Origin of the sequence: Streptomyces sp. NPDC052721, assembly GCF_040678315.1 — a bacterium.
In the GTDB taxonomy this organism is placed as follows: domain Bacteria; phylum Actinomycetota; class Actinomycetes; order Streptomycetales; family Streptomycetaceae; genus Streptomyces.
Genome location: NZ_JBFATL010000008.1, coordinates 190,294 through 209,456 on the forward strand (window position 1 = coordinate 190,294; position 19,163 = coordinate 209,456).

The window sequence follows — 19,163 nt, forward strand, 5'->3', positions numbered from 1 at the left end:
GCCCGTTGTATGTAAAGAGAAGGTAATGGGCAACAGTAGGAGGTTCGTGTGCGTTGTGCCACAGCCCGGTCACAAGGAGCGCGCTCTGGATGGGCGGGGTGGGGCGTGCAATGATGTGCCCGCCAACTGCATACCGGCCGCTTGAATCCGCGCGGGAGAGTTCCCAGCCCCGGGCTGGGACGCCGAAGGAGCAAGTCCCTCCCTTGAATCTCTCAGGCCCCGTTACCGCGCGGGCGAGGCACATCTGAAAAGCGGGCCGCTGTGTCAGTGGCTCCACCCACGGTGCAAGCCGTGATCGTCCCTGTGGCGGTCGTGGCGAACCTCTCAGGTTCCGATGACAGATGGGGAGGAACGTTCCTCGCCTGTCCGCTCGCCTTGGGAGACGACCGTCCGATGAGCAGCACTGAACTCCGCCACACCGCGCTCGATGCCGTGCATCGCGCGCTCGGTGCGACGATGACCGACTTCGCCGGCTGGGACATGCCCCTGCGCTACGGCTCCGAGCGCGACGAGCACCTCGCCGTGCGGACCAGGGCCGGGCTCTTCGACCTCTCCCACATGGGCGAGATCACCGTCACCGGCGACCAGGCCGCCGCGTTCCTGAACCACGCCCTGGTCGGCGACATCGCCTCCGTCGGGGTCGGCCGCGCCCGCTACACGATGATCTGCCAGGCCGACGGCGGCATCCTGGACGACCTGATCGTCTACCGGCTGGCCGAGACCGAGTACATGGTCGTGGCCAACGCCTCCAACGCCCAGGTGGTGCTGGACGCGCTCACCGAGCGCGCCGCGGGCTTCGACGCCGAGGTCCGGGACGACCGGGACGCGTACGCGCTGATCGCCGTGCAGGGCCCCGAGTCCCCCGGCATCCTGAAGTCCCTCACCGACGCCGACCTCGACGGACTGAAGTACTACGCCGGCCTGCCCGGCACGGTCGCCGGCGTCCCGGCGCTGATCGCCCGCACGGGCTACACCGGCGAGGACGGCTTCGAGCTGTTCGTCAGGCCGGAGCACGCCGTCGAGCTGTGGCAGGCGCTGACCAAGGCGGGCGAGGGCGCCGGCCTGGTCCCCTGCGGGCTGTCCTGCCGGGACACGCTGCGCCTGGAGGCGGGCATGCCGCTGTACGGGCACGAGCTGACCACCTCCCTCACCCCCTTCGACGCCGGGCTCGGCCGCGTGGTCAAGTTCGGGAAGGAGGGCGACTTCGTCGGGCGCGAGGCGCTCGCCGAGGCCGCCGCGCGGGCCCAGGAGAACCCGCCGCGGGTCCTGGTCGGCCTGGTCGCCGAGGGCCGCCGGGTGCCGCGCGCCGGGTACGCCGTCGTCGCCGGGGGCGAGGTGGTCGGCGAGGTCACCTCCGGTGCCCCCTCCCCCACCCTCGGCAAGCCGATCGCCATGGCCTACGTCGACGCGGCGCACGCGGCGCCGGGCACCGAGGGCGTCGGCGTGGACATCCGGGGCACCCACGAGCCGTACCAGGTCGTGGCGCTGCCGTTCTACAAGCGTCAGAAGTAGACACTGGGCGCGGTCGCGCCTCCTCGGGACCCCGGTCCCGTGGCCGGGGCGTGACCCTGCGCACATTCGCCCGCTCACCAGCGGTTTCCGTAGTCCCCCCGTCATCAGCACCCTCGCGTGTACAGGAGAATTCAGGCCATGAGCAACCCCCAGCAGCTGCGCTACAGCAAGGAGCACGAGTGGCTGTCGGCCGCCGAGGACGGCGTCGCGACGGTCGGCATCACGGAGCACGCGGCCAACGCGCTCGGTGACGTCGTCTTCGTCCAGCTCCCCGAGGTCGGCTCCACGGTGTCCGCGGGCGAGACCTGCGGCGAGCTGGAGTCGACGAAGTCGGTGTCCGACCTGTACTCGCCGGTCACCGGTGAGGTCACCGAGGTCAACGAGGACGTCGTCAACGACCCGTCGCTGGTGAACTCCGCCCCCTTCGAGGGTGGCTGGCTGTTCAAGGTACGCGTCGCGGAGGAGCCGGCCGACCTGCTCTCCGCCGACGAGTACACCGCCTTTTCCGCCGGCTGAGGAGTCGTAGCCGTATGACTGTCCTGAACACGCCCCTGCACGAGCTGGACCCGGAGATCGCCGCCGCGGTCGACGCCGAGCTGCACCGCCAGCAGTCGACCCTGGAGATGATCGCCTCCGAGAACTTCGCGCCGCTCGCGGTGATGGAGGCCCAGGGATCGGTCCTGACCAACAAGTACGCCGAGGGCTACCCGGGCCGCCGCTACTACGGCGGCTGCGAGCACGTCGACGTCGCCGAGCAGATCGCCATCGACCGGGTCAAGGAGCTGTTCGGCGCCGAGTACGCCAACGTGCAGCCCCACTCCGGCGCCTCCGCGAACCAGGCGGCCCTCTTCGCGCTGGCCCAGCCCGGGGACACCATCCTCGGCCTGGACCTGGCGCACGGCGGCCACCTCACCCACGGGATGCGGCTGAACTTCTCCGGCAAGCAGTTCGACGTGGTCGCCTACCACGTGGACGCCGAGACCGGCCTGGTCGACATGGCCGAGGTCGAGCGGCTCGCCAAGGAGCACCGTCCCAAGGTGATCATCGCGGGCTGGTCGGCGTACCCGCGGCAGCTGGACTTCGCCGAGTTCCGCCGGATCGCCGACGAGGCCGGCGCCTACCTGTGGGTCGACATGGCGCACTTCGCGGGCCTGGTCGCGGCCGGTCTGCACGAGAACCCGGTGCCGTACGCCGACGTGGTCACCTCCACCACCCACAAGACGCTGGGCGGCCCCCGCGGCGGCATCATCCTCGCCAGGAAGGACTTCGCGAAGAAGCTGAACTCGTCCGTCTTCCCGGGCTTCCAGGGCGGTCCCCTGGAGCACGTGATCGCGGCCAAGGCGGTGTCCTTCAAGGTCGCGGCCTCGGACGACTTCAAGGAGCGCCAGCGTCGTACCGTGGAGGGTGCCCGCATCCTCGCCGAGCGCCTGACGGCCCCGGACGCCCGCGAGGCCGGCGTGAACGTGCTGTCCGGCGGCACGGACGTGCACCTGATCCTGGTGGACCTGCGCGCGTCCGAGCTGGACGGGCAGCAGGCCGAGGACCGCCTCCACGAGGTCGGCATCACGGTCAACCGCAACGCCGTCCCGAACGACCCGCGCCCGCCGATGGTCACCTCGGGTCTGCGCATCGGTACGCCGGCCCTGGCGACCCGCGGCTTCACCGCCGAGGACTTCGCCGAGGTCGCGGACGTGATCGCCGAGGCGCTGAAGCCGTCCTACGACGCCGAGGCCCTCAAGGCGCGCGTGAAGGCGCTCGCCGACAAGCACCCGCTGTACCCGGGCCTGAACAAGTAAGTCCCCGGTGGGGCATCCGCACAGGGTGCCCCGCCGCCCCCCTGCTGTCTTGAGGAGTGACCGTGGCCATCTCGGTCTTCGACCTGTTCTCGATCGGCATCGGCCCGTCCAGCTCCCACACGGTCGGCCCGATGCGCGCGGCGCGGATGTTCGCCCGCCGCCTGCGCAACGAAGGCCTCCTGGAGCAGGCCGCCGCCGTCCGGACGGAGCTGTACGGCTCCCTGGGCGCCACCGGCCACGGCCACGGCACCCCGAAGGCCGTCCTGCTCGGCCTGACCGGCGACTCGCCGCGCACGGTGGACGTGGAGACGGCGGACGCGCGCGTGGAGGCGATCAGGGCGGAGGGGCGGATCCGGCTCCTGGGCGAGCACGAGATCGCCTTCGACTTCGACCGGGACCTCGTGCTGCACCGCCGCAAGGCCCTGCCGTACCACGCCAACGGCATGACGCTGTGGGCCTACGACGCCGACGGCAAGGAGCTGCTCTCCAAGACGTACTACTCGGTGGGCGGCGGCTTCGTCGTCGACGAGGACGCGGTGGGCGCGGACCGGATCAAGCTGGACGACACGGTCCTGAAATACCCGTTCCGCACGGGCGACGAGCTGCTGCGCCTGACGAAGGAGACGGGCCTGTCGATCTCCTCGCTGATGCTGGAGAACGAGCGGGCCTGGCGCACCGAGGAGGAGATCCGCGCGGGCCTGCTGGAGATCTGGCGGGTGATGCGCGCGTGCGTGGAGCGCGGCATGTCCCGCGAGGGCATCCTGCCCGGCGGTCTGAAGGTCCGCCGCCGCGCGGCCGTCTCGGCCCGCCAGCTGCGCGCCGAGGGCGACCCGCTGGCGCACGCCATGGAGTGGATCACGCTCTACGCGATGGCGGTGAACGAGGAGAACGCGGCGGGCGGCCGGGTCGTGACCGCCCCCACGAACGGCGCGGCCGGCATCATCCCGGCGGTCCTGCACTACTACATCAACTTCGTGCCGGGCGCCGACGAGGACGGCGTCGTGCGGTTCCTGCTGGCCGCGGGCGCGATCGGCATGCTCTTCAAGGAGAACGCCTCCATCTCCGGCGCCGAGGTCGGCTGCCAGGGCGAGGTGGGCTCCGCCTGCTCCATGGCGGCGGGCGCGCTCGCCGAGGTGCTCGGCGGCTCCCCCGAGCAGGTGGAGAACGCGGCCGAGATCGGCATGGAGCACAACCTCGGCCTGACCTGCGACCCGGTCGGCGGTCTGGTCCAGATCCCGTGCATCGAGCGCAACGGCATGGCCGCGGTGAAGGCGGTCACGGCCGCGAAGATGGCGATGCGCGGCGACGGCTCCCACAAGGTGTCCCTGGACAAGGTCATCAAGACGATGAAGGACACCGGCGCGGACATGAGCGTGAAGTACAAGGAGACGGCCCGGGGCGGGCTGGCCGTGAACATCATCGAGTGCTGATCCGGTCGCCTGGTCACCGCCCGGCACCGGCGGTGCGGTGACCGGTTGCGTCACGGCGGGCGCCCGTCCGGTGCCGTCGAACGCTCCCCGCCGCTCCCGCCCGCGGGTCCGTCCTGATGTTCCCTCAGGGGCTACCGCACAGTAACCGTTTGGCCCTACGCTGCCGCCGACTCGACGGCAGCGAAAGGGAGTTCGGTGATACGCGGGATGGGACGGCCGGCGGCGCTCATGGGGGCCGCCGCTCTGTTACTGGTGGTGCCGGGCAAGGCTCACGCGGCGTCGCCGAAGTTCTCCGAGACGACGGCCATCGGCACGCACAACGCGTACGACAAGGCCAAGTACACGTACTTCGCACAGGCGTTGGACTCCGGCGCCTCGCTGCTGGAGCTGGACGTCTACGTCGACAGCATCAGCCGCCGCTGGCGGGTCAGCCACAGCAACCCGCTGGGCAACGACAACAACTGCGAGGCGGCGAAGACCCCGGGCGAGCTGTACGGCAAGAGCCGCAACCAGGACCTCGGCAGCTGCCTGGACAACATGGCCGCCTGGAACCAGCTCCACCCCGACCACCCGCCGATCGTCGTCAAGGTCGAGATGAAGGTCGGCTTCAACGACAAGGCGGGCCTCGGACCGGACGAGTTCGACACGCTCGTCGCGCGGAAGCTGGGCAGCAGCGTCTACAAACCGGCCGATCTGCTCGGCGGGACGTACGGCACGCTGGACGCGGCGGCGAAGGCCAACGCCTGGCCCTCCCGGGACTCCCTCAAGGGCAAGTTCGTCTTCGACCTGATCCCGGGCACGGTGGAGCAGTCCAACCCGTTCGACAGCTACTGGACGGACGAGGAGTACGGCGACCACCTGCGTGACCTGAAGGCGGCCGGGAACATCTCGGCGGCCCAGGCCTTCCCGGTCGTCCTCGGCGCCGCGGACGGCGATCCGCGCACCAGCCGCTACGACGCCTCGATCCGCCCCTGGTTCGTGTTCTTCGACGGTGACGCTGCCACGTACGTCGACAACGGCTACGACACCTCGTTCCACTCCGCGAACCACTACATCCTGATCACCACGGACGCCCACAACGTGTCACCGGCGATCTCCTCCACCAACCCGACGGACGCCGAAGCCGTCGCGCGCCTGGCCCTGTTGGCCAAGAACCACGCGAGCCTGATCACCTCGGACTGGTCGGCGAAGCCCGCGTCGCTGCTGAGTTCGGTGACCACCCGAGGCTGAGGTTCCGCAACGGCGCTCACGGGGGACAACCTTCACATGCTGCATGGCATCGACGTAAGCGCCTACCAGTCCTCCTCCTACGCGACGAACGGTCTCTCCTTCGTCTTCATCAAGGCGACGGAAGGCCGTTCGTACGTCAACCCCAGACTCGCCGCCCAGACCAAGCACGCACGCGACGCGGGCCTGGTCGTCGGCTTCTACCACTTCCTGTGGCCCGGCAACCTCACCGCCCAGGCCGAGTACTTCCTCAGCCACGCCCCGGACCGCCGCGGCGACCTCCTCGCCGTCGACTGGGAAACCACCGGCGACGGCACCCACGCGAGCAACGCGGAGAAGGACCGCTTCATCCGCAAACTCAAGGAATTACGGCCGGACAACCGGGTGGTGCTCTATTGCAACCGCCACTTCTGGCTGAACATCGACACCACGTCCTATGCCGGGGACGGGCTGTGGATCGCCGACTACGTCACCGCGGGCAAGCCCCGCATCAAGGCCAGGTGGCGGTTCCACCAGTACACCAGCGAACCGCACGACAAGGACGTGGCGAACTTCGCGAGCAGGGCGGCACTGAAGGAGTGGGCCACGAGCGCGTGACGGGCTCATGGTCCCCACTCGCCTCACCAGGGTCAGCCCCGGAAGTCCGCCGGGCGTTCCGGGGAGGCCTCCGTGAGGGCCTTGCGTACCGCTTCCGTGCCGGCGCGGAGGCCGTAGACCGGGGTGCCGGGCTGCTGGCGCCAGGAGTCGGCGATGGTGCCGGCGTCGACCGTGTCGAAGCCGAGTTCGTCGATCAGGTCGCGGACGATGCGCTTGGCCGCCTCGTCGTCGCCGGCGACCGGGAGGGCCATGCGCTCGGGGTCGCCCGCGGGGCGGGGCCGGTCCAGGATGTCCTGGGCGTAGGTGCCGTTGAACGCCTTGATCACCGGGTGGCCGAGGTGCTGCTCGGTCCAGCGGCTCTCGGTGAGGCCCTCGTCCTCGATGGCCGCGATCCGGCCGTCCCGCTGCCGCGGGTAGTAGTTGCCGGTGTCGATCACCGCGACGCCCTCGGCCGCGCCGTCCAGCAGGCCGGCGGGCAGGTCCGGGACCGCCTTCAGCGGCACGGTGACGACCACGACCTGGGCGCCCTTGGCCGCCTCCTCGGCCCGGACCGGGGTGGCGCCGGTCTCCGCCGCGAGGTCGCGGAGCGTCTCGGGACCACGGGAGTTGGCGACGGAGACGTCATGGCCGAGGGCGGTGAGCCGCCGGGTGAGGTTGCCGCCGATGTTCCCCGCGCCGATGATGCCGATCTTCATGGCTGACCCTCCGGATGATCTATGCACACGCATGCGAATGTTCCCGGGTCAACCTCGCTGAACCCTGGACTATTCCGCATCGGGAGCAGTTGACCGAGGCGCTGGAGGAGTTGCGGGCGGCTCACCCGGCGCTGGCGACGGTACTGGCCACCCACCATCTGGAGGAGCTGCCGGCGGGCACCACGCACGCCGTGCTGTCGCGCGACGGACGGGTGCCGGCCGCGGGGCCGGTCGCGTCGGTGCTCACCGGCGACCGTGTCGGCACGTGCTTCGATCTGCCGTTGGCGCTGGAGCGTGCGGATCCGGCGCACGGTGTGACGGTATGACGAAGGGGGCGCCCGGTCCGCTCGGGGCGGGCACCCCCTGTCGCCGGCGGGTCACTTGCTCAGGTAGGCCCAGAACTCGTCGAACGACAGCACCTTGTCGCCGTTGAGGTCGCGGGTCTTGATGACGGCCTCCGCGACCGTCTCGGTGACGTTCCAGTCACCCTGCTGCGCGAGGGCGGACTTGAACTCCGCTGCGGTGATGAATCCGTCACCGTCCGCGTCGATCCGCTGGAACTGCTTGCGTGCTTCCTCGATGTCCGCCACCGATCCGCCCCTTTTGGTCGTGTTTCTCATGCCGTGCTGGCGTACTGACGCTGGTCAGATTAACGGCCCGCACGAGCGCGGAGTGCGGCGACCACCCAGGCGAAGTCCTCGGCGTGCGGTGGCGCGGGCTGCCGGTTCACCACGGCGAGCAGTTCCCGGTAGCGGGCCACCCGCTCGTCGAAGCCGGCCGTCATGCGCTCCAGGACGTCGGCCCGGTCGGCGTCGCCGAACAGTTCGCCCAGCACCTCCTCCGCGCCGGGCCCGGAGGGGTCGACACCGCGCTCGCGGGCCGGCGCCACCAGCTCCACGAGCCGCTTGGCGAACCACGGCGACCGCCCGCGCGGCTCGCCGGGCCGCCCGTCGGCCGCGTTGAACTCGACGGTCCGGCGCATCTGCGCCCGGAACTCCGGGTCCTGGAGCATCTCGGCCAGTTCCACCCAGGCGTCGGCCTCCTCGGGCGTGGGGTCCTCCGCCAGGTGGACGGCGGTGCGCCGCATCCGTTCCCGGATGTCCGGGTCCACGGTGTCGAACCCGTGCAGCGTCTCCGCCACGAACTCCTCCATGATCCGCTGCCGTTCGGCGGCGGACAGTCGCGCCAGCTTGTTCACGAGTGTCATCTCCTCAGCGGTCGAACCGCGTCGCGCCACGGTCGACAGCACCGCACGGGTCACCCTGAGCGACCGGATCTGCGCGTCCAGCGCCGCCACGTGCGTGGCCGCGACCTGGGCCACGGTCCGCTCGCCGGCCAGCACTGCGCGCACGTCCGCCAGGCCGAGGCCCAGTTCGCGCAGAGTGCGGATCAGCTCCAGGCGGGCGACGCCGCCGGCGTCGTAGAGCCGGTAGCCGCCGGGCGACCGGGTCACCGGGGTGAGCACGCCCGCGTCGGACCAGTAGCGGATGGTGCGCACGCTCAGTCCGGTGGCGCGGGCCAGCTCGCCGATGGTGAAAAGTCCGGTGCCGTCCTCGATCATGTCTGCGAGTCTGGGCCTTCCAGTGGGTGGAGACTCAAGGAGCGGGCCTTGGAGACCTTGCGGGACATTCTCGACGCGGTGGCGGCCGGTGTCTTCCCGCCGGCGGACGGCGGTACGACGGTCGTCGCGCAGCCCTCACCGCGGGACGCCGGGGTGCTGTCCTTCACCGCGCACTCGGTGGTCTTCACCGACGAGGACCCGCGGTGGGTGCACGGGACGCTGCGCGGCCTGGACTGCGATCCCCTGGCGGCCACGATGAACCCGCGCTTCCTGACCGCCCTCCTGGACCGGACCGGACGCCGGGCGGAGACCATCGACGCGGTACTGGTGGGCGACCCGCTGCCGGGTGAACCCCCGCTCGCGCTGACGGAGATCGAGGACGCCGACCACCCACGCATCCGGTACGCCCACGGGCGCCGGGACGAGGTGCGGGCCTGGGTGGCCGACGGCGGGGTGCTGGTCATGGGGCGCGGGGTCGCCGGACGGCTGGAGGTGTCGGTGGAGGTGGCCGAGGACGCCCGGCACCGGGGGCTCGGGCGGCTGCTGGTGACCGCCGCCCGGCAGCTGGCCACGGAGCCGCTGTGGGCGCAGGTCGCCCCGGGGAACGCCCGCAGCCTGCGGGCGTTCCAGGCCGCCGGGTACCGTCCGGTGGGCGCGGAGCTGCTGCTTCAGCGGAAGATGCCGGTGTGCCCCAGTGAGTAGCGGCCCGGCTGGGGGTAGACGGCGAGACCGTGCGGGCCGCTGCCGACCCTGATGCGGGCCACTTCGGCGCCGGTGCGGGTGTCGATGGCGTAGACCTCGGAGTTGTAGCGGCCGGAGAGCCACAGGACCTTGCCGTCGGCGGAGACGCCGCCCATGTCGGGGCTGCCGCCGCCGGGCAGGCGCCACTTCTTGGTGAGCCGGTTCCGGGTGAAGTCGAAGATCGAGATGGTGCCCTCGCCGCGGTTGGAGATGTACATCTCGCGGGAGTCGCGGCTGACGTAGAGGCCGTGGGTGCCCTTGCCGGTGGCGAGGAACCGGGGGCGGGTGAACTTGTCGCCGTCGAGGATCCACAGCCCGCCCGCCATCATGTCGGCGATGTAGAACAGCTTGCCGTCCGGTGAGATCTTGACGTCCTGCGGCATGGCGCCGTGGAGGGGCAGCTTCTCCTGGGCGACGACCTTCATCCGCGCCGTGTCGACCTTGAGGATCTCGCCGCTGAACTCGCAGGAGACGATGAAGTAGCGGCCGTCGATGGAGAAGTCGGCGTGGTTGACGCCGTAGCAGCTGACCGGGAGGGCCTTGACGACCTTCATGGTGTGCGCGTCGCGGAAGACCAGCTGGCGGTCCATGGAGGCCATGACGACGGCGTACTTGCCGTCGGGCGTGAAGTACAGGTTGTACGGGTCGTGCACGGCGACCGGCTCGCCGGCCCGGCCGGTCCGCGGGTCGATCGGGGTGAGGCTGTTGCCGAGGTCGTTGTTGACCCACAGCGTCTTCAGGTCCCAGGACGGCACGACGTGCTGGGGCTGGCGGCCGACCGGGATGGTCTCGACGACCCGGTAGGTGGCGGGGTCGATGACGGTGACGGTGTCGGAGTTGGTGTTGGGGACGTACACCCGGGAGGGGAAGTCCTTGACCACGGGCGAGAGCCGGTTCGGCCGGTCGGCGGCGTAGAGGTCGGCCGGGTCGTCCACGGGCGGCATCCCCGGCAACACGTTGACCAGTGGCTTCTTCACCTTCGGCTGGACCGGCGCCTTGCTGCCGACGGCCTCGTCCGCGTGGTCGCGGGACCCGCCGCCGCACGCGGAGAGCAGCGTCAGGGCGGTGACGGCGGCACCGGCGGCCAGCAGGCGGACGGCTTTCGTGGTTCGCATCAGCTCAGCAGCTCCGTGGTGGTGACCGCGCGCAGTCCGCGGCGGCCGAGTTCGGTCAGGACGTCGGGGAGGGCGGCGACCGTGTCGGGGTATCCGAAGTGCAGGCTCACCACCGATCCGTTGCGGACGCCGGCGAGGACCTCGCGGGTGACGGCGGCGGCGCCGGGGCGGGTGTAGTCGAGCGAGTCGACGTCGTACGACAGCACGTGCGGGTAGCCGGCGGCGCGGGCCAGCCGGGTGACGAGCGGGGAGGCGGCCGGGGCACGGGAGGGGCGGAACCAGGTGCCGATGGAGCCGGTGAGCCGCTTGAGCCGCGCGGCGCAGTCGGTGATCTCCCGGCGGGCCTCCGCCTCGGGCAGGGTGTTGATGGCGATGTGCCGCTGGGTGTGGTTGCCGAGGTCGTGTCCGCCGTCGAGGATGCGGCGGGCGAGGTCCGGGTGCTGGTCCAGCCAGGCGCCGACGGCGAGCACGGTGAGCCGCGCACCGCGCTGTTCGGCGGTGTCGAGCAGGGCGCGGGCGAGGGCGGGGTCCCCCTGGCCGTGGAAGGTGAGGGCCACCTGGGGGCGGGTGCGGGGGCCGTGGGTGATCTGGGTGGGGTGGCCGGGGTAGGCGTGGGGTCCCGCCGGGGGTTTCGCGGAGGGCGGCGCCGGGGTGGCCGGGGCGGGGCGCTGCGCGGCCTGGCCGGTGCCGCACCCGGCGGCGAACGCACCGCCGACGACGACCCCGGCGCCGGTGCGGAGCAGATCACGGCGGTGGGTAGAGGTCACCCGCACCATTTAAGGGGTGATTGGTAAGAAATCGGGCGATTGGCGCCGGAGCTTCGCGCGGCACAGATGACGCACGGGGCTCTGCCGAACCTCAGCGGTCGGCGACCCGCATCTCGAACCACGTCGTCTTGCCGCGCGGCAGCAGGTCGACGCCCCAGCGGTCGGCGAGCTTGTCGACGAGGAACAGTCCGCGTCCGCTGACGTCCAGTTCCTGGACCGGCATCAGACAGGGCAGCCCGCGCGAGGGGTCGCGGACCTCGATCCGGATCCAGCCGGTGCGGCGGCGCATCCGCAGGCCGAAGACGCGGGCGCCGGTGTGCCGTACGGCGTTGCCGACGAGTTCCGACACGAGCAGGACGGCGTCCTCGGCCAGTTTGGGGGTGAGCCGCCAGGTGCGCAGGACGACGACCTGGGTGAGCCGGCGGGCGGTGGCCGCGGACTCCGGGCGGGACGGCAGCGGGACCTCCGCCTCCGTCGGGTTCCCGAACAGTTCGAGCGCCTTGAGCCCCTGTTCGTCCTCGACCGCGGGTGACCAGCGTGCCGCGGCCGCACGGCTGTCTCCCCGCGGCTGTTCGATGCCCTCCAGCCCCGCCATGCCCCCATGATGGCCGTCCGGAGCCGTCTTGGGGGCCGTTCCGGTGGAATACGCCCCCCGCACGCCCCCGCCCCGCACCCTCCGATCGGCATATGCCATTGACATGTCGATGTCCGACACAACTCGGTTGACCTGCGGCGACGGCTCACTTCCTGGCAATCGTCGGACTCCCTCGACAAGGCAGGCTTAAGGCTGCGTTAAGGCTCCCATAAACCGCCCCATCGAGGGACCCGAAGGAGACGACGCGTCAATTGCAAGGCGACCCGCGGCAGTCGGCGGAACGCTCACACGGTCGGCGGTCAGACGAACTCGGCCTTGCCCGGCCCCTCCTCCACGAAGCTGCGCATGCCGCGCTCGCGGTCCTCGGTGGCGAACAGACCCGCGAACCAGTTCCGTTCGACGGCGAGCCCGGTGTCGATGTCGGCCTCCAGGCCGGTGTCGACGGACTCCTTGGCCGCGCGCAGGGCGATGGCCGGGCCCCGGGCGAGCCGCGCGGCCCAGGCGTGCGCCTGCTCGTACACCTCGGCGGCCGGTACGACGCGGTCCACCAGGCCGATGGCGAGGGCCTCGTCGGCCTTCACCTGACGGCCCGTGAAGATCAGGTCCTTGGCCTTGGAGGGGCCGATCAGCCGGGGCAGCCGCTGGGTCCCGCCGGCGCCCGGGATCAGGCCGAGCAGGATCTCGGGCTGGCCGAGCTTGGCGTTGTCGGCGGCGATGCGGTAGTCGGCGCACAGGGCCAGCTCGCAGCCGCCCCCGAGGGCGTAGCCGGTGATGGCCGCGACGACGGGCTTGGGGATGCGGGCGACGGCGGTGAAGGAGTCCTGCAGGGCGCGGGAGCGCCGGACCATCGCCGCGTGGTCCATGTTCTGCATCTCCTTGATGTCCGCGCCCGCCGCGAACACCCGCTCGCCGCCGTAGATCACCACGGCGCGCACGTCGGCGCGGTCCGTGGCCTCCCCGGCCAGCTCCTTCAGCCGGTCCTGGGTGGCGATGTCCAGCGCGTTCATCGGAGGCCGGTCGAGCCGCAGGGTGCCGACGCCTTCGGCGACTTCGAGAGTGACGGTCATGGGGGTCAGGTTAACGGCCACTAACGGCACGGGGCCCGGTGCCGTAGGTCACAGCACCGGGCCCTTACGTCAGACGGGGCTCACTTCTTCCACTCGGCCCACGACATGTTCCACCCGTTGAGGCCGTTGTCGGGGGCCACCGTGCGGTCGTGGGAGTTCTTGACGACCACCACGTCACCGATCATCGAGTGGTTGAAGAACCAGGCCGCCGGGACGGAGCTGTCGTAGCCGCCGCGCACGTCGCGCAGGCCGACGCAGCCGTGGCTGGCGTTGTAGTTGCCGAAGGCGCCGCCGCCCCAGTAGTTGCCGTGGATGAAGGTTCCGGAGGTGGTGAGGCGGATGGCGTGCGGGACGTCCTTGATGTCGTACTCGCCGCCGTAGCCGACGGTCTCGCCGTTCATACGGGTGACGGTGAGCTTCTCGCTCATGACCATCTGGCCGTTCCAGGTGTCGTAGCCGGGCTTGCCGGTGGTGACCGGGATGGTCTTGATGACCTTGCCGTCCTGGGTGACCTTCATCGTGTGCTTCTTGGCGTCCACGACGGAGACCTGGTTGCGGCCGATGGTGAACTCGACGGTCTTGCGCTGCTTGCCGTAGACGCCGTCGCGGCCCTCGACGCCGTCCAGGTCGAGGTCGACGGTGACCTTGGTGCCTTCCTTCCAGTACTTCTCGGGGCGGAAGTCCAGGCGGTCGTTGCCGAACCAGTGGCCCTCGACGTCGACGGCCGGCTCGGTCTTGACACGGATGGCCTTCTCCACCGCTTCCGGGCTGGTGATGCCCCGGGTGAAGCGTATGGAGAACGGCATCCCGACGCCGACCGTGGAGCCGTCCTCGGGGGTGAAGTATCCGACGAAGGTGCTCTTCGGGGTCAGCGTGGTGAAGGTGGAGTCCTCGGCGGCCTCGCGGCCCTCGGAGTCCTTGGCGACCGCGTGCACCGTGTACTTGGTGCCGGCGGCCAGATGGGTCGACGGCGTCCAGGAGGCGCCGCCGCCGGATATCGCGCCCTCGACCTTCGCGCCCTTGGCGTCCTTGACGGTGACCTCGGTCAGCTTGCCCCGGGCGACGCTGACCTTGAGCGCCCCGCTGGTGTCGACGCCGGTGGCACCGGGCCCGGGCGCGATGCTGACCGCGGCCGTGGACTGTTCACCCTTCTGGCTGCCGGCGCCCTTGCCCTTCCCGGAACCGGACCCCGAGTCGTCGCCCCCGCCGCACGCCGAGAGCGACAGCACCAGGGCACTGGCTATGAGTGCCAGTCCCCCACGGCCTCGCCGCCCCCGAGCCGACGCCCCCGCCACAGGCCGCGTGTTCACGTTGTTCTCCCCTCCAGCGGACCTGGTCAGGCCCGCTCCCCACCACATTGTGCGCGCATATTAACTGCCAGGATTTGAGCGGGGTGTCAGGCGAATGTCACCGTTCCGTCGCAACTTCCGCCCGGCACCCGCAGCGCGCGCCCCGCCCCCTCACCTGGTTACTTCACCGCGCTGCCCGCTTTCCATTCCGTCCAGCCCATGTTCCACCCGCCGAGGCCGTTGTCCGGAGCGACGGTCCTGTCCTTGCTGTTGACCACTTCGATGACGTCTCCGACGAGGCTGCGGTCGAAGAACCAGCCCGCCGGGGTGTCCGAACTGCCGCCCTTGACGTCCATGAGGCCCACGCAGCCGTGGCTGACGTTGACCTGGCCGGGGGCGTCCGGCGCCCAGTAGTTGCCGTGCAGGAAGGTGCCGGAGTCGGTGAGCTTCATGGCGTGCGGGACGTCGGGGATGTCGTACTCGGCGCCCAGGCCGACCGTCTGGCTGTTCATGCGGGTGACCTCCAGCATGTCCATCACCACCATCTTCCCGTTGTACGTCGGGTGCTTGGGGGCGCCCGCGGTGATGGGGACGGTGGCGAGGAGCTGTCCGTCGCGCCGGACGTCCATGGTGTGCTCGGCCGCGTCGACCACGGAGATCTGGCTGCGGCCGACGGTGAAGGAGAACGTCTTGTCCTGCAGGCCGTAGATCCCGCGGGCGCCCTGGACGTCCCGCAGGTTCAGGTCGACGGTCACCTCGGTGCCGGGCTTCCAGTAGTGCTCGGGACGGAAGTCCAGGCGGCCTTTGCCGAACCAGTGCGGGCGGATCTCGACCGGGGGCCGCGCGCTGACCCGGACCGCGCGCTGGACGGCGGCGCGGTCGGTGATCTCCTGGCTGAAGGAGAGCGAGACGATCATGCCGGTGCCGACGGTGGCGCGGTTCTCGGGGCTGACGTAGGCGATGAACCGCTGGTCGGGGACGTAGGTGGTGAAGGTGGTGTGCCGGGCCGAGCGGCGGCCGTGCGAGTCCAGCGCGACCGCGTCGACGGTGTACCTGGCGGCCAGCGCCAGCCGGTCCTCGTCGGGCCGCCAGGTCAGCCCGTCCTCGCTGATGCGCCCCGGGACCGGTGTCTCCTGCGCGTCCTGCGACTTGACCACGGTCACCTTCTCCAGGCGCCCGCCGGGCACCCGTACCTGTAGCCGGTCGCCCGGACGTACGGCCTTGCTGCCGTCGTCGGGGGTCACCCGGATGACGTCCTCGGGGGCCGGGGGCTTGCCCAGCGCCCCGCCCGTGCCCAGGGGGCCCGAGCCGTCCATGGAGCAGCCCGCGAGCAGCCCCGCCCATGTCAGTGCGGCGGCCAGCGCGGCCCCCACGCGCCGTGCGCGTCCAGTTACGTGCCTCACGCGAGGCTCAACGACCGGGCCCGCTCCGGGGAAACGTGAGTGCGAGCCACGCGCTGGGCAGAACAGAGGGAAGGACGACACGTTGGGGGGTCTCCCCGCAGGAGATCCCCGGCCCGCGTCGGAGCCGTCGGGGCGCGGTCGGACCGGGTGGCCGGGGTGCCGAGAACGCCCCGGCCGCTCGGCGCGGCCGGTCGCGTCCCGCGGGCGAGCCACTGGGAAGAGGGGCGGCAGTGACGAGCGCAGCCGAGCAGCGGGCACCGGCCGGGGGGCCGCCCGCGGGGAGCGGGCAACCGGCGGCGGTGAACGGCGCCCGGCGGGCCGTACCGCCCGTCCCGGCCGTGTGGCCGGGTGCGCCGACCCCGCTGGGGGCCCGGTTCCGGGTCGGCCCGGACGGGGTCGCGGGCACCAACTTCGCGCTGTGGGCGGCGGGTGCGGAGGCGGTCCGGGTGTGCCTCTTCGACGAGGGCGGCCGGGAGACGCAGATCCCGCTGGCCGAACTGACGCACGAGATCTGGCACGGCTTCGTGCCCGGTGTGATGCCTGGTCAGCGCTACGGCTACCGGGTGGACGGCCGCTGGGACCCGTGGACCGGCGCCCGCTGGAACCCGGCCAAGCTGCTGCTGGACCCGTACGCCCGGGCGGTGGACGGCGAGTTCGGTCTGCCGCCGGAGGTGTACGGGCACGTGCGGGACTGGCCGGACCAGTCGGTCGCCGACACCGTGCGCGACGAGCGGGACTCGGCGCCGTACGTCCCGAAGGGGGTCGTCGTCCACGATGACGACGACTGGTCCGACGACCGGCGCCCCAAGACGCCGTGGGCGGACTCGGTGATCTACGAGCTGCACGTGCGGGGCTTCACCCGCATGCACCCCGGCATCCCCGAGGAACTGCGCGGCACCTACGCGGGGCTGGCGCACCCGGCCGCGGTCGAACACCTCGTCAGGCTGGGCGTCACGGCCGTCGAGCTGCTGCCGGTGCACCAGTTCGCGCACGAGGACCACCTGCTGCGCCGGGGCCTGAGGAACTACTGGGGCTACAACTCCATCGGCTACTTCGCCCCGCACGCGGCGTACGCGGCCTCCGGTACGACCGGACAGCAGGTCGGCGAGTTCAAGCGGATGGTGCGCGCGCTGCACGCGGCCGGCATCGAGGTCATCCTGGACGTGGTCTACAACCACACCGCGGAGGCCGGCGAGCTGGGCCCCACGCTGTCCCTGAAGGGCATCGACAACCGCGGCTACTACCGGCTCCAGGACGACGCCCGCCGGTACGCCGACTACACCGGCTGCGGCAACACCCTGCACGTGGTACGGCCCCAGGTGCTGCGCCTGATCACCGACTCGCTGCGCTACTGGGTGACCGAGATGGGCGTGGACGGCTTCCGCTTCGACCTCGCGGCGGCGCTGGCCCGCTCGATGCACGACGTCGACATGCTCTCCCCGTTCCTGGCGGTCATCGCCCAGGACCCCGTGCTGCGCCGGGTCAAGCTGATCGCCGAGCCGTGGGACATCGGCTCCGGCGGCTACCAGGTCGGCGCCTTCCCGCCCCTGTGGACCGAGTGGAACGACCGCTACCGCAACGCGGTCCGGGACTTCTGGCGGCACGCCCTGCCCGACGTGCGCGAGATGGGCTACCGCCTCTCCGGCTCCAGCGACCTGTACGCCTGGGGCGGCCGGCGCCCCTACGCCTCCGTCAACTTCGTCACCGCGCACGACGGCTTCACCCTGCGCGACCTGGTGTCGTACGAGACCAAGCACAACGAGGCCAACGGCGAGAACAACCGGGACGGCACGAACGACAACCGCTCCTGGAACTGCGGCGCCGAGGGCGAGACGGACGACGAGGGCGTACGGGCCCTGCGCCGCAGGCAGCTGCGGAACCTGCTGACGACCCTGCTGCTGTCCACCGGGGTGCCGATGCTGGTCGCGGGCGACGAACTCGGCCGCACCCAGCGCGGCAACAACAACGCCTACTGCCAGGACAACGAGATCAGCTGGCTGGACTGGTCGCTGCTGGAGCAGCCCGGCTGGCGGGCACTGTTCGACCTGACCTCGCGGCTGATCGCGCTGCGCCACCGGCATCCGGTGCTGCGCCGGCGGGCCTTCTTCTCCGGCCGGGCCCAGACCGCGGACGGGCTGCGCGACCTGGCCTGGTTCACCGCGCGGGGCGCGGAGATGACCGAGGGCGACTGGTACGCGCCCGCCGCCACGCTCGGCATGTATCTGTCCGGCCGGGACATCCCGGGCCGCGACGAGCGGGGCGCGCCGGTCGTGGACGACAGTTTCCTCGCCGTGCTGCACGCGGGCGACGGTCCGACCGGCTTCGTGCTGCCCGGTCCGCCGTGGGCGCAACGGTACGAAGTGGTCGTGGACACCTCGGTGGAGGAGCAGGACCAGGCGCCGGGCACGGTGCACCGGGCGGGGACGGAGATCACGGTCCCGGCGCGGGCGGTGCTGCTGCTGCGGGTGGCCTGAGCGTGAGCCCCCGGCCGGGGCTATGACGACGGGGCGGTCGCCGGTCCCAGGAACGCCGCGACGGTCGCCGCGAACCGGTCGGCGTCATCGCGCCACGGGTAGTGTCCGGCGCCGGGCTGGACGACGAGCCCGGCGTCCGGGAAGAGGTCCGCGAACTCGGCCATGGTGCCGGGAGGGGCTCCCGGGTCGACCTCGCCGGCCAGGACGAGGACGGGCCGTGTGAAGCGGGCGAGCGCGGTGCGGGTGGCGTCCGGGTCGAAGGCGCCTTCGGCACCGAAGGCAGCCACGATCTCCGGGTTCATCCGCTCGTCCTCGGTGGCCTGACGGGCCTGGGCCGCCTCGTCCCAGCGGCCGTGGGAGAACGGTGCGACGGCCTTCCAGCGGTCGGCTGTGGCCTCGCCCGCCACGATCGCCTCCAAGGCCGCGAACGCCTCCGGGAACCACGGTTCGTCCCGGCGGAGCCGCGCGGTCCGGAGCCGGAGGTCACCGGTGATCGTGAGGCCGACGGCCCGGACGCTCGGCGTGATCAGCGCGAGCTTGCCGACGTTGTCCGGACGGCGGCTCGCCCAGAGCGCGGCCAGATTCGCGCCGGCGCAGTGCGCGAGCAGATCCATCCGCTCCAGGCCCAGGTGTTCGCGCAGGGCCTCGACGTCGTCGACGAGCCGGTCGCAGCGGTAGGAGGCGGTGTCCTCCGGTGTCGCGGACCGGCCGGTGCCCCGGAGGTCCAGCCTGATCACCTGCCGGTGCGCGGACAGCCCGCCGAGGTCCGCGAGGTAGGCGGAATCCGTCGGGCCTCCGGGCAGACAGACCACCGGAGGGCCGTCCCCGGCCACGTGGTAGACGAGCCGGGTCCCGTCGTACGCGGAGAAGGTAGGCATGGCCGGGACCCTGCCA

18 protein-coding genes, 1 pseudogene and 1 riboswitch are annotated in these 19,163 nt (G+C 71.4%); of the genes and pseudogenes, 9 read left to right on the plus strand and 10 right to left on the minus strand.

Annotation, left to right across the window (positions count from 1 at the left end; genetic code table 11):
* Positions 1-142 precede the first annotated feature (142 nt).
* Positions 143-238: riboswitch (glycine riboswitch) on the plus strand.
* 155 nt (positions 239-393) lie between these two features.
* The 6 genes from gcvT (at position 394) to AB0L21_RS11325 (ending at position 6,562) form a co-directional block, all read left to right on the plus strand.
* On the plus strand, positions 394-1,512 hold the full coding sequence (gene gcvT / locus AB0L21_RS11300) for a glycine cleavage system aminomethyltransferase GcvT (RefSeq protein WP_365707810.1): 1,119 nt from the start codon (positions 394-396) through the stop codon (positions 1,510-1,512).
* Between the two features lie 138 nt (positions 1,513-1,650).
* On the plus strand, positions 1,651-2,028 hold the full coding sequence (gene gcvH, locus AB0L21_RS11305) for a glycine cleavage system protein GcvH (protein WP_014675120.1): 378 nt from the start codon (positions 1,651-1,653) through the stop codon (positions 2,026-2,028).
* Positions 2,029-2,042: 14 nt separating this feature from the next.
* A complete protein-coding gene (gene glyA / locus AB0L21_RS11310) occupies positions 2,043-3,308 on the plus strand; it encodes a serine hydroxymethyltransferase (protein ID WP_365707812.1) in 1,266 nt (421 codons plus the stop codon).
* Positions 3,309-3,370: 62 nt separating this feature from the next.
* Positions 3,371-4,738, plus strand: coding sequence for an L-serine ammonia-lyase (locus AB0L21_RS11315; RefSeq protein WP_365783481.1), 1,368 nt, complete (start codon positions 3,371-3,373; stop codon positions 4,736-4,738).
* A 207-nt stretch (positions 4,739-4,945) separates the two neighbouring features.
* The gene (locus tag AB0L21_RS11320; protein ID WP_365783483.1) at positions 4,946-5,968 is read left to right on the plus strand and encodes a phosphatidylinositol-specific phospholipase C domain-containing protein; all 1,023 of its coding nucleotides are present in this window, start codon (positions 4,946-4,948) and stop codon (positions 5,966-5,968) included.
* A 36-nt stretch (positions 5,969-6,004) separates the two neighbouring features.
* Positions 6,005-6,562 carry a glycoside hydrolase family 25 protein gene (locus AB0L21_RS11325; protein WP_365707818.1) on the plus strand — a complete coding sequence of 186 codons (558 nt, stop codon included), beginning with the start codon at positions 6,005-6,007 and terminating at the stop codon, positions 6,560-6,562.
* A 32-nt stretch (positions 6,563-6,594) separates the two neighbouring features.
* On the opposite strand, the gene AB0L21_RS11330 is transcribed toward AB0L21_RS11325, so the two are convergent.
* The gene (locus AB0L21_RS11330) at positions 6,595-7,257 is read right to left on the minus strand and encodes an NAD(P)-binding domain-containing protein (RefSeq protein ID WP_365707820.1); all 663 of its coding nucleotides are present in this window, start codon (positions 7,255-7,257) and stop codon (positions 6,595-6,597) included.
* A gap of 71 nt (positions 7,258-7,328) precedes the next feature.
* Between AB0L21_RS11330 and AB0L21_RS11335 the strand changes: the two are divergent.
* A pseudogene (locus AB0L21_RS11335) lies at positions 7,329-7,583 on the plus strand (ABC transporter ATP-binding protein); the annotation flags it as partial.
* A 51-nt stretch (positions 7,584-7,634) separates the two neighbouring features.
* Here the strand turns inward: AB0L21_RS11335 and AB0L21_RS11340 are convergent.
* Both AB0L21_RS11340 and AB0L21_RS11345 read right to left on the minus strand, forming a co-directional pair.
* Complete coding sequence (locus AB0L21_RS11340; RefSeq protein ID WP_014675107.1) at positions 7,635-7,847, minus strand: EF-hand domain-containing protein; 213 nt, start codon at positions 7,845-7,847, stop codon at positions 7,635-7,637.
* 59 nt (positions 7,848-7,906) lie between these two features.
* The gene (locus AB0L21_RS11345; protein ID WP_365783485.1) at positions 7,907-8,818 is read right to left on the minus strand and encodes a MerR family transcriptional regulator; all 912 of its coding nucleotides are present in this window, start codon (positions 8,816-8,818) and stop codon (positions 7,907-7,909) included.
* 48 nt (positions 8,819-8,866) lie between these two features.
* Here AB0L21_RS11345 and AB0L21_RS11350 point away from each other — a divergent pair, with 48 nt between their 5' ends.
* Positions 8,867-9,520, plus strand: coding sequence for a GNAT family N-acetyltransferase (locus AB0L21_RS11350; protein ID WP_365783487.1), 654 nt, complete (start codon positions 8,867-8,869; stop codon positions 9,518-9,520).
* Here the strand turns inward: AB0L21_RS11350 and AB0L21_RS11355 are convergent.
* From AB0L21_RS11355 to AB0L21_RS11380, 6 genes are all read right to left on the minus strand, one after another.
* Positions 9,487-10,674, minus strand: a complete 1,188-nt coding sequence (locus tag AB0L21_RS11355) for a YncE family protein (protein WP_365783489.1) — start codon at positions 10,672-10,674, stop codon at positions 9,487-9,489. The genes AB0L21_RS11350 and AB0L21_RS11355 overlap by 34 nt on opposite strands.
* Entirely contained in the window at positions 10,674-11,450 is a 777-nt protein-coding gene (locus AB0L21_RS11360) for a polysaccharide deacetylase family protein (RefSeq protein ID WP_365783491.1), read from the minus strand. Before AB0L21_RS11360 ends, AB0L21_RS11355 begins: the two co-directional genes overlap by 1 nt.
* Before the next feature lie 82 nt (positions 11,451-11,532).
* Entirely contained in the window at positions 11,533-12,141 is a 609-nt protein-coding gene (locus tag AB0L21_RS11365; protein ID WP_365707828.1) for an ATP-binding protein, read from the minus strand.
* 194 nt (positions 12,142-12,335) lie between these two features.
* Entirely contained in the window at positions 12,336-13,103 is a 768-nt protein-coding gene (locus tag AB0L21_RS11370) for an enoyl-CoA hydratase-related protein (protein ID WP_365783493.1), read from the minus strand.
* A gap of 80 nt (positions 13,104-13,183) precedes the next feature.
* Positions 13,184-14,413 carry an Ig-like domain-containing protein gene (locus AB0L21_RS11375; protein WP_365783494.1) on the minus strand — a complete coding sequence of 410 codons (1,230 nt, stop codon included), beginning with the start codon at positions 14,411-14,413 and terminating at the stop codon, positions 13,184-13,186.
* A gap of 158 nt (positions 14,414-14,571) precedes the next feature.
* A complete protein-coding gene (locus AB0L21_RS11380) occupies positions 14,572-15,795 on the minus strand; it encodes an Ig-like domain-containing protein (protein ID WP_365707834.1) in 1,224 nt (407 codons plus the stop codon).
* Between the two features lie 230 nt (positions 15,796-16,025).
* Here AB0L21_RS11380 and glgX point away from each other — a divergent pair, with 230 nt between their 5' ends.
* On the plus strand, positions 16,026-18,269 hold the full coding sequence (gene glgX / locus AB0L21_RS11385) for a glycogen debranching protein GlgX (RefSeq protein ID WP_365707836.1): 2,244 nt from the start codon (positions 16,026-16,028) through the stop codon (positions 18,267-18,269).
* A gap of 20 nt (positions 18,270-18,289) precedes the next feature.
* On the opposite strand, the gene AB0L21_RS11390 is transcribed toward glgX, so the two are convergent.
* Positions 18,290-19,147: an alpha/beta hydrolase gene (locus tag AB0L21_RS11390; protein ID WP_365783496.1), complete on the minus strand. Its 858-nt coding sequence runs from the start codon at positions 19,145-19,147 to the stop codon at positions 18,290-18,292.
* Positions 19,148-19,163 lie beyond the last annotated feature (16 nt).

What these genes read in the sequence shown, in the direction of transcription:
- AB0L21_RS11325 (WP_365707818.1), top strand. Translation starts at nt 6,005, where the DNA reads ATGCTGCATGGCATCGACGTAAGCGCCTACCAGTCCTCCTCCTACGCG.
- AB0L21_RS11345 (WP_365783485.1), bottom strand. Translation starts at nt 8,818, where the DNA reads ATGATCGAGGACGGCACCGGACTTTTCACCATCGGCGAGCTGGCCCGC.
- AB0L21_RS11355 (WP_365783489.1), bottom strand. Translation starts at nt 10,674, where the DNA reads ATGCGAACCACGAAAGCCGTCCGCCTGCTGGCCGCCGGTGCCGCCGTC.
- AB0L21_RS11390 (WP_365783496.1), bottom strand. Translation starts at nt 19,147, where the DNA reads ATGCCTACCTTCTCCGCGTACGACGGGACCCGGCTCGTCTACCACGTG.
- AB0L21_RS11360 (WP_365783491.1), bottom strand. Translation starts at nt 11,450, where the DNA reads ATGGTGCGGGTGACCTCTACCCACCGCCGTGATCTGCTCCGCACCGGC.
- glyA (WP_365707812.1), top strand. Translation starts at nt 2,043, where the DNA reads ATGACTGTCCTGAACACGCCCCTGCACGAGCTGGACCCGGAGATCGCC.
- AB0L21_RS11365 (WP_365707828.1), bottom strand. Translation starts at nt 12,141, where the DNA reads ATGTCAATGGCATATGCCGATCGGAGGGTGCGGGGCGGGGGCGTGCGG.
- AB0L21_RS11370 (WP_365783493.1), bottom strand. Translation starts at nt 13,103, where the DNA reads ATGACCGTCACTCTCGAAGTCGCCGAAGGCGTCGGCACCCTGCGGCTC.
- AB0L21_RS11330 (WP_365707820.1), bottom strand. Translation starts at nt 7,257, where the DNA reads ATGAAGATCGGCATCATCGGCGCGGGGAACATCGGCGGCAACCTCACC.
- AB0L21_RS11320 (WP_365783483.1), top strand. Translation starts at nt 4,946, where the DNA reads ATGGGACGGCCGGCGGCGCTCATGGGGGCCGCCGCTCTGTTACTGGTG.
- gcvH (WP_014675120.1), top strand. Translation starts at nt 1,651, where the DNA reads ATGAGCAACCCCCAGCAGCTGCGCTACAGCAAGGAGCACGAGTGGCTG.
- gcvT (WP_365707810.1), top strand. Translation starts at nt 394, where the DNA reads ATGAGCAGCACTGAACTCCGCCACACCGCGCTCGATGCCGTGCATCGC.